Below are 12,176 nucleotides of genomic sequence, written 5' to 3' on the forward strand. Positions count from 1 at the left end.
GTTTCAAGTCGGATAGTATGATAGTTCTTATCCCGGCCATGAATGAAGAGCAAACAGTAGCCGATGTTGTCCTTAAGGTTAAGGAACTGGTCTCCTGTGATGTAGTGGTGATAGATGATGCCGGCGATGACGGCACTTCCGATGCTGCAAGGGCTGCCGGAGCTGTCTTATTGCCTCATGCTGTGCGGCTTGGCGCCTGGGGCGCCGTAAGAACCGGTTTCCGGTATGCTGTCCGGCACGGTTATGAGATTGCGGTGACCATGGATGCCGATGGTCAGCATTCCGCCGATTCGATTATGCAGGTAGCTGCTCCGGTTAAAAACAAACAGTCAGATGTAGTTATCGGTTCATGCCTTTCCCGTGGTACTTCCGCCAGAAAATTTGCCTGGCCCTGGCTGCGAAGGATTTCAATGTTAAAAACATGGGATATTACCTCAGGGCTGCGCGCATATAATCGAGCCGCTTTTTCAGCTCTTGTATCCGACCGGACGGCGCTTCTTGATTATCAGGATATTGGAACCCTTCTTTATCTAAAAAAAAACGGTTTTAGAATAATGGAAATTCCGGTAAAAATGAATACCAGGGCATACGGCAAGTCTAAAGTATTTTCTTCATGGGGAGCCGTTATTATATATCTTTATAAAACCTTAATATTGTGTTTGTCTAAAATGTGCCGGGAGTCAAAACCTGATTCCCGACCTGATTCCCGTTTATAGGAGGAAATTTACAATTTAATGTTGTTTTCTTATCGTTTGACATCTCTGGTATTAGGGCTGACAATAGCCGTGCTTATAATTTATCTTGTAAGAAAAGATACTTTACATGCCAGACATTCATTATTCTGGCTGCTGATATCAGGCGCAATTGTTTTATTCGGGGCATTTCCGGATCTGAATGATTTTGTGGCAACGCTTCTGGGCGTAAGTTACCCACCGATTTTTCTTGTTATAGCCGGTATGGGGGTAATAATGATTAAAATGCTTGTTAATGATATTGAACGATCAAGGCAGGAACAAAGATTACGCTTGTTGACAGAGCGGCTTGCTGTTATGGAAGGAGAAAAGCAGAATCCGGAATAATTCCAACATGATAATGAAACTGTGATGCATAGTTGGGGAAGTTAATTCGTTTTTGTTCCTTACTTACGAAGCGTTATAAATGTTCCACAAGTTCAAATATGAAAAAATTACCCATAGGCATATCCACGTTTAAGGAAATCAGACAAAAGTATGGTTATTATGTTGATAAAACAGCGCTTTTGAAAAAATTGATCGACAACGGAAAATATTATTTTCTTTTCAGGCCGCGAAGATTCGGCAAGAGTTTATTCCTTGATACCCTGAAGCAGGCCTTTTTAGCGGAAAAAGAATATTTCAAAGGCTTGTTTTTGGAAAAAAACCGGGACTGGACGCAGAAATATCCCGTTATTCATATCAGTTTCGGTGGAGGTGTAATTGAAACACGGGAAATCCTGGATAAAAGCATTCATGCTTTAATAAAAGAGAATGCCAGGCATTATGCTGTGGAAATTGTGGTTACTTCCCATAATTATTTGCAAACAAGTCTGGATCTTTTACCATACCAACATAAAACCAGTGTTATCCCTGTCAGTGTTGAAGAATATAGTTATCCGCAACCGGAAGAGTCAAGGAAGGAATATTGGAGACGGAAAGTCGGGGATAATTATTTTTTTTTATAGGGTGATGTTAAATTAAGCGAGGCGATGGGAAGGGCAGCCAGACAAAGGTATGAATCATTATTTATGGGTCCCAGGATGGGGAATGACTACGCAGCTCTTTATCGCTCCTTACTTTAAAGAGGAAGATGCAGGCCGCCGATTTAGAGATAATTAATTTTACAAGGATATAGAGAAAAGCCAGAGAGAGACGTACTGATAGTACGTCGACCGAGGTTTTTAACCGATAACGCAGTGAAATTATTTACGCGGAGATATAGATGAGAAATAATGAAATGAAACGTGCACTGATTACAGGGATTACTGGACAGGATGGCTCATATTTAGCTGAATTTTTGCTTGGCAAAGGCTATGAAGTTCATGGTATTATCCGCAGAGTCGCTTTTGAAGATCCTGCCCATAGATTATACAGGATTAATCATATATTAAAGCGGATTACGCTGCATACGGCTTCTATGGAAAGTTACCCGAGCCTTTTTAATGTTATTGAAAAAATAAAGCCTGATGAATGTTACCATCTGGCCGCTCAGAGTTTTGTCGGAGATTCATTTGAGGACGCATTTTCAACATTTAATACAAACATAAATGGAACTCTTCATGTATTGTCCGCTATTAAAGAAAAGTCGCCTGAATGCAAAATATATTTTGCCGCGACAAGCGAAATGTTCGGGAAGGTCAAAGAAACGCCGCAAAATGAGAATACCCCTTTTTATCCACGCTCACCGTACGGGATTACCAAAGTTGTGGGGTTTGATTTAATAAGGAATTTTCGGGAATCGTATGGATTGTTTGCTGTCAGCGGAATATTGTTTAATCATGAATCACCGCGACGGGGCTTTGAATTTGTTACAAGAAAAATAACCAGTAGTGTTGCAAAAATAAAATCAGGCCAAAAGAATGAATTGCGTTTAGGCAATCTGGATGCAAAAAGGGATTGGGGCTTTGCCGGGGATTATGTTAAAGCGATGTGGCTGATGCTTCAGCAGGATGAGCCGGATGATTTTGTTGTCGCAACAAATGAGACCCATTCCGTTAGAGAGTTTTTAGAGCAGGCTTTTGGCTGCGCCGGCCTTAAGTGGGAGGATTATGTTTCTATTGATAAAAGATTTTATCGTCCTGCCGAGGTTCATTTGCTGCAGGGAGATTATAGTAAGGGATATAAAAAATTAGGTTGGGAACCAAAGGTTAAATTTGAAGAGCTTGTCAGGATGATGGTAGAGTCAGACCTGAATTTATAGCTTGTTTCGTACGCATCCTTGAAAAATAAAAGATTCGTTACAATGATGTCAACACTGAATGCTTCATTTATCCTGGAAATTACCAGGCGTGATTTTGCTGAACGTTTTGCCGGTTCCGTGCTTGGTTCCCTGTGGGCTATAATCTGGCCGCTGGTAAATCTTTTTATCTATTTAATTATTTTTGGAAAACTGATGGGAGCGCGCCTTCCCGGCACATCAAATATGAACGCCTATGGTATTTACCTTGCAGCCGGCCTGATTCCCTGGACCAGTTTTGCAGGAACAATCAGCCGTTCAGCTTCGGCATTTATAGACAAAAAGCATATAATCACAAAAATAAACACCTCGCTTCCCTCACTGCTTATACACATTAACCTGTCGGAAACCATAACATATCTATTATCCATGCTGTTTTTTTTTGTTTTCCTTGCTTTTCAGGATTATCCTTTTCATACGAATCTACTGTTGGTGCCGTTTATTTACTATCTTCAGCAGCTTCTTGCTTTTGGCATAGGATTATTTGTAGCGGCGCTGACTGTTTTTATTAGAGATGTTCGTGAAATAACAGGAGTAATTCTACAGCTCTGGTTCTGGTTTACTCCTATTGTTTATGTCTTTGATATCCTGCCGGATTTTGTCAAGAAGATGCTTGTTTATAACCCTGCCTTTATTTTAGTCGAATCATATCAGAGGATTTTTATCTTTAATGACTATCCTGCCTTCAATGCCCTTGTTATCCTGGCAGTCATTACACATTTTATCCTGTTTTTTTCTTACGTTATGTTTCGTTACCTCGAAAAGGATATCAGAGATTTTTTATGATTGAATTATTGTTTCTTCTCATTTGGGCAATTATTTTTTTTGGCGGATATGTTTTAATCCGGAAGCGAATCAAAGCCCATATTAAAGTTTACCTTTTATTAATTTTACATTTTTTTTACCTTACCGGGATTTTTTATTTTTATCCAGTGGTTTTGGAGCTGAAGAATAAGCTATGAAAATTCTGGTTGATGCAATACCAATGACCGGCCTTCTGACCGGTATTGCCAGATACTTGCGGAATATGTACTCTGCCATGGCCGCAATGAACAATGTTGAGATTTCCTATTTGACAGGAAAGAAACTGGTTGATGATATGCCGTTTCTTGCTGATTCAAGGAAATGGCAAAAGGCGACAGCCGCTGTATGGAATTTGCCGGATCCGGTTGTTTTTGGTCTACGTTCTGTTCATTGGTTGCGATATGAGAAATTATTGCGTGGAATCTGCCGAAAAAATTCTTTTGACATCTACCACGAAACTGCATTTGTTCCTGCAAAATTGACTGCCGTTCCAACCATATATTCAATATATGATCTTTCCCTGCGCAGGTTCCGGTCAACCCACCCCCGCGAGAGGGTCTGGTTTTTTGAGTATTTCCTTAAAAACAGAATGCAGTTTGTCAGCCATATTTTAACCATATCCGAATTTATCCGTCAGGAAATTATAGAAGAGTTCAGTATCCCTCCGGAAATGGTTACATCAATTCCCCTGGCGCCTGATCCTGTTTTCGGCCTGAAATCTGCTGCTGAAGTAAAAAAGGTAAAAGAAAAATATCGCCTTCCTGAATCATACCTGCTGTTTGTAAGCTCCCTTGAGCCCCGTAAAAATATAGACCTTCTCATTAACGCCATGCAGGCAGTCAGCGTTGATGTTCCGCTGGTTCTTGTAGGCTGGCAGGGCTGGGGTGATAAGGAATGGCTTGAGAAAATTAAATCCGCAGGACTTAAGGATCGTATCTATATTACAGGCCATATTTCGGATAATGACCTGACAGCTATTTATAATGGAGCCTTAGCCCTTGTCTATCCCAGCATCTACGAAGGTTTTGGGCTGCCTATTGTTGAAGCCATGGCCTGTGGATGCCCGGTAATCTGTTCCAATGCAGCCAGCATGCCTGAAGCTGCAGGGGATGCCGCAATTCTCATAGATCCTGCCCGCAGCGATGAATTGGCAGCGGCCATTGAAACCATAATCCATGACCAGGAGTACAGAAATCAGCTTGTTAAACTTGGCCAAAAGCAGGCAGAAAAATTTTCCTGGTACCGGACCGCAGGTGAAACCCTTGAACTTTTTAAAATGGTGGTTGGTAAATGATCTCCGTTAAAAATATTTCAAAAACCTTTAAACTTTACCAGTCTCCATCTGACCGTTTAAAAGAAATTATTCTGCATCGTTCTTATCACAGGGTATTCCAGGCGCTGAATAATGTAAGTTTTGAAGTGAAACAGGGAGAAACCTTAGGGATTATCGGTGAGAATGGCGCCGGTAAATCAACGATTCTTAAAATTTTAACGGGTATTTTGATGCCGGATAGAGGTTCTGTGAATATTGATGGTAAAATTACAGGACTTCTTGAGCTGGGAACCGGATTTAATGCTGAATTCTCAGGCTTGGATAATATTTTTCATAATGCCACATACCTTGGGCTTTCACGCAATGATATAGAAAAAAAACTTGATGAAATAATTGAATTTACAGAACTGCACGAGTTTATCAATGAACCCATAAAAACATATTCCTCCGGTATGGTCATGCGGCTGGCATTTTCTGTTGCAATTCATGCCGACCCCAATGCATTTGTGGTGGACGAGGCTTTGTCGGTTGGAGACGCTTATTTCCAGCAGAAGTGCATGCAGAAAATAAAGGCATTTAAAAATAATGGGGGTTCCATCATATTTGTATCCCATGATTCAAATGCGGTGAAGATTCTTTGTGATGAGGCCATTTTGTTAGAAGGAGGTAATGTTGTTCAACAGGCCGACCCTGAAACTATTATAAACACATATAATTTTCTCATTGCAAAACGTTCAAAAGGAGAAGATATCAGATATCAGGGTGATGATACATCTTCAGGGTATGGTAATTATATGGTCAGAATTGATGATGTTTCTTTGCAGGATGAAAATAATAACCCCTCGGAAATATTAATATCCGGCCGTCCGGCCAAAATTGTGATCCGATTAGCCGGAGAAGAGACCATAGATGATCTTACCGTAGGAATTGGAATCAGAGATAAATTCGGTCAGGATATATATGGAACAAATTCTTTTCATTTAAAAAAAAAGATCTGTATTAAAAAAGGGCAGATCCTTTTAATTGAGTATTATTTTAAAGAGTTTAATGTAGGGCCCGGCAAATACACAGTTTCTGTGGCTCTCCATACCGGAGATACCCATGTTAATGAATGTTTTCACTGGTTGGACAAGAGTGTAGCTTTTGAAGTGGTTGCCGGGGGGGATGATATTTTCATAGGTTTTGTCCGGTTAAAACCGGATTTCCATATTAAGAGTGAAACAGGTAATAAAGATGATTGAGACGAACATACCGAAAATCAGTGTAGAAGAAATTATGGAGCGCATCCGGAAAGAAGTAAAATTGAGAAAGCTGCAATCTGCATCCCATCAATCTTCCGACCGTAATGATGATAGATCCTCCTCACAAATATTAGAAAAGCCCTCATCACTGCCTGATAATGCTGATCAAGCTTTTTTACCATTTAACAATGATGGGCCTGATTTAATGTTATCAACATGTCCGGTTTTGCCACAATCCCCTGTTGAATCAGATGTGCCGCCACTGCCGGTTAAAAAAGCTTATACTCTGAATGAATTATCAGGATATCACGATCTTGATTTTATTACTAATGCCTATAAGGCATTGTTACGTCGGTCTGCTGATAATAATGGTAAACAGCATTATTTAACAAATTTGCGGAATGGCAGATTGACCAAAGCGGAAATATTAGGCAGACTCCATTATTCCCGTGAAGGACGCAGCCGTAAAATTTCTGTTAAAGGCCTTTTTTTACCTTTTATTGTTCAGACTTCTTTTAAAATACCACTGCTTGGATACATAATCCGAATTTTAACCGGAATACTCAACCTGCCGGCTATTTTAAAAAATATTCAGGTTCTGGAAAATCAACTTTTCATAAAAAACAATCTTTTAAATAATCAGACAAAAGAAATTCACTCACATATTCATACTCTAAGAAATCATGTTTCAGATATGCAGAATGAAATTGCTTCAATCCTGAATACAAAAGCCCGAAAGGAAAATATTCATAAATTGTATGAGCATTTTGCCACCATTAGTGCAAGTCTTTCAAAAGAAATCACCGAGGTAGCAGAAAATATTACATCCACCAAAGCAGCTCTTGGCAATGATATTCACGAGGTGTCGGAAAGCCTGACCACAACAAAGGCTGATCTGACAAAAGAAATCACCGCAGTTTCGGAAGAGCTTGCCACCACCAATGCAGATCTGTCAGACACTCAATCAGACTTGGCATCCACTAATGCAGATCTGTTATCCACCCGGACAGATTTGAAAAATGATATAACAGAAATTTCAGAGAAGCTGACAGATACGCAGACAGATTTTACAAAGAAAATAACTGCAGTTTCAGAAGAGATTGCCACAACCAATGCAAGTCTTTCAAAAGAGATCACCGAGGTAGCAGAAAATATTACATCCACCAAAGCAGCTCTTGGCAATGATATTCAGAATGTGTTGGAAAGCCTGACCACAACAAAGGCTGATCTGACAAGAGAAATCACCGCAGTTTCGGAAGAGCTTGCCACAACCAATGCAGATTTGTCAGACACTCAATCAGACTTGGCATCCACTAATGCAGATCTGTTATCCACCCGGACAGATTTGAAAAATGATATAACAGAAATTTCAGAGAAGCTAACAGATACGCAGACAGATTTTACAAAGAAAATCACTGCAGTTTCAGAAGAGATTGCCACCACCAATGCAAGTCTTTCAAAAGAGATCACCGAGGTAGCAGAAAAGATTACATCCACCAAAGCAGCTCTTAGCAATGATATTCACGAGGTGTCGGAAAGCCTGACCACAACAAAGGCTGACCTGACAAATACGCAGACAGATTTTACTGCAGGATTAGAATTAATGTCAGATGATTTACACTCAAAAATTGCTTCAAAAGCCGACAAAACAGAGTTAAAATTATATCTGCAAACCGTAAGTTATGCAAAAGAGTATATGAAAATATCACAACAAAATATGCAGAATCTTATAGATGAAGCTAAAAAAAGGCTCCCTGATGAAATTTTTAATGAAAAAGAATTGCTGTTATTAACGGATGAAGAAAAACATAAATTAGATCCATTTTATGTTGAGTTTGAAGATCGTTTCAGGGGCACAAGAGAAGACATAAAAAAAAGAGTTGAGGTGTATTTACCATATTTGGAAGCTTTACCGTTTAAAAAAGAAGAAATAAGAGCTTTGGATTTGGGCTGTGGCAGAGGTGAATGGCTTGAACTCCTTGGTGAACATGGCTATAAAGCCCAGGGTATAGATATTAATCGAATAATGGTGGCTAAATCCAAAGAATTAGGCTTGAATGTACAACAGGCTGATGTCAGAGAATATTTAACATCATTAGAAGAAGAATCTCTTTCAGTCGTTACAGGTTTTCACATTATCGAGCACCTTCCTTTTCAAATTTTAATGAAAATGTATGACGAGGTGCTCCGGGTTTTGAAACCAGAAGGAATGGTTATATTTGAAACACCAAATCCAGAAAATGTCTTAGTTGGTGCTTGTAATTTTTATACTGACCCTACTCATATTAACCCTATCCCTCCAAAAACTACAGAATTTTTGCTAAGTAAAATAGGTTTTAATAAAATTAAACTTGAACGAGTAAATAAACCTGAAGATACACATTATGAAGACCCTAATCTTAATCATTTGTTTGCTAGTTCAATGGATTATTCAGTAATCGGATATAAAATATGAAAATGGCATTAGTAATTCCCTGGTTTGGGAAAGATTTAAAAGGTGGGGCAGAACAACAAGCTTGGCAAATAGCAAAAAGATTTACAGATAGAAAGATTGATATAGAGGTATTGACTACCTGCTCTAAAGATTTTTTATCTGATTGGTCTGAAAATTTTTATGAGGCAAAAGAGTATGTCGAAGATGAAATAAAAATAAAAAGATTTAAAGTTAAACAACGAGACACATTAGCTTTTGATAGTATCAACCTAAAATTAATGCAAGTACCAAAAACATCTTTTATACCTGGATTATCACCACTTTCTAACGAAGAAGAACAAATTTTTTTAAATGAAAATATATATTCTCCAGATTTACATAACTACATTGTTAAACAAAAAGGAAAATATGATATTTTTCTTTTTTTACCTTACCTTTTTCCAAATATTATAAAAGGAATAAATGCGGTCAAAGAAAAAGCTGTAATACAACCTTGTTTACATAATGAATCTTACGCTTATTTAGATTGTGTTCAAGAGAATTTTTATAATGCTAAAAGTATTCTTTTCCTTTCATCTGGTGAGTATGAAGTAGCACAGAAAATTTTTGGTCCGTCTATTATTCACAAATCAAAAGTAGTGTATGGAGGTGTGGAAGTAGATCAACATTTTGACATTAAATATAGTCAATATCTACTTTATCTTGGCAGAAGAGATAAAGGTAAGAACACCCACCTTTTAATAGAAAGTTTTGATAAATTTGTAGAAGAGACAAATTCAGATTTGAAATTAATGATTGCCGGTGTGGGCGAATTACCTGTACAGCCTAAAAGTGAAAATATAGTAGATTTAGGCTTAGTCAGCGAAGAGCAGAAATCAAAATTACTTTCAGAGTGTCTATCACTTATAAATCCGAGTGAAAATGAAAGTTTTTCAAGAGTTATATTTGAATCTTGGTATGCTAAAAAGCCTATTATAGTGAACAAAAAATGTTTAGCAACATACAATGCTCTAATTGATGCAGGTGAAGCGGGTTTCTCTGCTGATACTCAAGATGGCTTTGTGGAAGTTCTCAAGAAAATTAATATTATGGATATAAAAGAGATAAAAAGCTTAGGAGAAAAAGGATTTATATATGCTAAAGAGATAGCAAACTGGGATAAAGTAATAGATAGATATATTGATGAGTTCAATATCATTGCGAATAAGATAAAATCAAATAAAAATAAAAGGATAATTCTAACATATTTCAATATAGGCAAAAATGATGCTGTAGGATTTGATATATTATATGAATATGAGATTTTAAAATTAAATGGATATGATGATGTTGCTATCTACGCTGAAGAGTTCGATCCTGCATTGGATTTATCGCGGTACAACATTATAAATAAAAAAAATTTAAACAGCTATATTGCTGATTTAGATACGACCTTCATCTATCATCATGCAAACTACTGGGAGAATGGTTATCAACTGTTATCAAAAGCTAAATGTAAAATCATTGTAAAATATCACAATATAACACCACCAGATTTTTTTAAACCATATTTTGAAGACGCATATATAAACTGCAGAAATGGTATTGAACAAACAAAAAAGATCGTAATTCTAAAGAAAGATATAATATTTTTTGCAGATTCTCAATTCAATGCAGATGAATTGATAGAATATGGTGCCAAGCCTTTAAATGTTAGGATACATCCTCCATTTTATAAGTATAATGAGCTAAAAAAATATACTATGATTGATTCAAAACTTTCTTCAGATTTACAAAACAGCAAAAGTATCAAACTCCTTTTTGTTGGCAGAGTCTCGCCAAATAAGGGACATAAACATCTCATAGAAGTTATGAAAGCATATAGAGATAACTATGGTACTAATATAGAGTTAAATATAGTTGGAGGTATTGATCCAAATCTAAATAGATATTTTGAAGAGCTTTTAACATTGATAGACAGATATCAATTAAACCCTCTAATCAAATTTCATAATATGGTCAGCATAGAATCGCTCAAAACATTTTATATCAATTCAGATATATTTTTGGTTATGTCAGAGCATGAGGGCTTTTGTGTTCCTGTCTTGGAAGCACAATACTATAGACTTCCTGTGATAGCACTCAATACTACTGCGGTCGGCTATACTATTGGCAAAGAACAGTTGATTTTTAATGATGCAGATTATATTACTTTTGCCGCAGCAATTCATATTGTATATAATAATAAGAGTGTAAAAGATTATTTGATTGAAAATGGAATATTAAATTATAAAAAATACTATCCTGGTATCTTGGCAGATAAATTTATAGATGATATGGAAAATTTACAGCATAACTCAATTATAAACAATGGAGTTAAAGTTATTCACAGTAAAGTATTTGAAAGAAAAGGAAAAAAAATTTTAACTTTGAAGTTAGATCATAATGGTGACTTAATATTGGCTATACCGGCTCTTAGTAAGCTTAGAAGCAGGTATAGAGATGCACAGATTGACATCATTGTGGGTAGTTGGAATGTTGAGATAGCAGAAAAATTAAATTTATTTGATAATATTTATACCTTTGATTATTTTAAGATGCAATCAAGCAAATCTCCAAAGGTAATAGAGAAAGAGGTAGTATCTCTTTTGTCTAAGCTTGAAAAATATGATATAGCTATAGATTTAAGAAGGCAAAGAGATACTAGGTTTTTACTTACTAGAGTAGTATCAGATTTGCATGTAGGATACCAAGTTTATGATGAAATTATAGATAAAAAGTTAGAAATATGTTTAGATTCGCAAATAGATCAACCATACAAAATTATCTCTCACAACAAAGAGTCAATCTCTTTGCAGATGCTTAGACTAATAGACAGTCTTCCATCAGATATAAATGATTACATATTTTTTCCGTCACTTTCTTCCAAGAAAACAACTGGGACTCAGATAGCCATATTTCCAAAGGCAGGCAATAGTATAAAAGAGTGGCCTTTGGAAAATTTTGTTAAACTCTCAAAAGAATTGTCAAAAAATAGTTCTATAGATGCAATAAATGTATATTTGACAAAAAATGATGCAAAATTGGCTGATTATTTTACCAAAATAGATAAATTAAGTATATTGTGTGGTTTGAATTACTCGCAACTATTTGATTCGCTTCAGGAAAATAGCATTGCGATTGTAAACAATTCTTTTGGTGCGCATATTTGTTCATATTTGAATTTAAACACGATTGCTATTTACGGTGGACAAGAAACTGTAGAAGAGTGGGAACCAGTATACGGTAAGAATACTATTATCTATTCCGATGTATCCTGCTCACCATGCCATTGCCCAAGCACAGAATGTTGTAAGTATGATTTGGTCTGTTTGAGACAGATCAATGTAGGTATTGTAAAAAAAGAGATATTAAATTTGATACAAGGAAAAATAAATGGCAATAAAGGGGATGCAATAAAGGGATAAAGGGATAA

At 36.7% G+C, this 12,176-nt stretch carries 9 protein-coding genes and 1 pseudogene; all 10 read left to right on the forward strand.

Annotated features, from left to right (window positions below):
• Window positions 1–17 precede the first annotated feature (17 nt).
• The 10 genes and pseudogenes from BuS5_RS18475 (at window position 18) to BuS5_RS18515 (ending at window position 12,168) form a co-directional block, all read left to right on the forward strand.
• Window positions 18–716, forward strand: a complete 699-nt coding sequence (locus BuS5_RS18475) for a glycosyltransferase family 2 protein (protein ID WP_035265900.1) — start codon at window positions 18–20, stop codon at window positions 714–716.
• Window positions 717–734: 18 nt separating this feature from the next.
• On the forward strand, window positions 735–1,079 hold the full coding sequence (locus BuS5_RS18480) for a DUF2304 domain-containing protein (RefSeq protein WP_035265902.1): 345 nt from the start codon (window positions 735–737) through the stop codon (window positions 1,077–1,079).
• A 98-nt stretch (window positions 1,080–1,177) separates the two neighbouring features.
• Window positions 1,178–1,699 (forward strand): AAA family ATPase, encoded by a 522-nt coding sequence (locus tag BuS5_RS18485; RefSeq protein WP_027354536.1) that lies wholly within the window; start codon window positions 1,178–1,180, stop codon window positions 1,697–1,699.
• 257 nt (window positions 1,700–1,956) lie between these two features.
• Window positions 1,957–2,934 (forward strand): GDP-mannose 4,6-dehydratase, encoded by a 978-nt coding sequence (gene gmd, locus BuS5_RS18490; RefSeq protein ID WP_027354537.1) that lies wholly within the window; start codon window positions 1,957–1,959, stop codon window positions 2,932–2,934.
• A 42-nt stretch (window positions 2,935–2,976) separates the two neighbouring features.
• Window positions 2,977–3,756, forward strand: coding sequence for an ABC transporter permease (locus BuS5_RS18495; protein WP_232223093.1), 780 nt, complete (start codon window positions 2,977–2,979; stop codon window positions 3,754–3,756).
• A gap of 172 nt (window positions 3,757–3,928) precedes the next feature.
• Window positions 3,929–5,068 carry a glycosyltransferase family 4 protein gene (locus BuS5_RS18500; RefSeq protein WP_035265904.1) on the forward strand — a complete coding sequence of 380 codons (1,140 nt, stop codon included), beginning with the start codon at window positions 3,929–3,931 and terminating at the stop codon, window positions 5,066–5,068.
• On the forward strand, window positions 5,065–6,288 hold the full coding sequence (locus BuS5_RS18505; protein WP_027354541.1) for an ABC transporter ATP-binding protein: 1,224 nt from the start codon (window positions 5,065–5,067) through the stop codon (window positions 6,286–6,288). Before BuS5_RS18500 ends, BuS5_RS18505 begins: the two co-directional genes overlap by 4 nt.
• Window positions 6,289–6,493: 205 nt before the next feature.
• Window positions 6,494–6,730 (forward strand): annotated as a pseudogene (locus BuS5_RS20600) (DUF4214 domain-containing protein); the annotation flags it as partial.
• Between the two features lie 252 nt (window positions 6,731–6,982).
• Window positions 6,983–8,743, forward strand: coding sequence for a class I SAM-dependent methyltransferase (locus tag BuS5_RS18510; protein ID WP_274427850.1), 1,761 nt, complete (start codon window positions 6,983–6,985; stop codon window positions 8,741–8,743).
• Window positions 8,740–12,168, forward strand: a complete 3,429-nt coding sequence (locus BuS5_RS18515) for a glycosyltransferase (RefSeq protein ID WP_027354542.1) — start codon at window positions 8,740–8,742, stop codon at window positions 12,166–12,168. The genes BuS5_RS18510 and BuS5_RS18515 overlap by 4 nt, the downstream gene beginning before the upstream one ends.
• Window positions 12,169–12,176 lie beyond the last annotated feature (8 nt).

This window comes from Desulfosarcina sp. BuS5, from assembly GCF_028752835.1.
Taxonomy (GTDB): Bacteria; Desulfobacterota; Desulfobacteria; order Desulfobacterales; family BuS5; genus BuS5.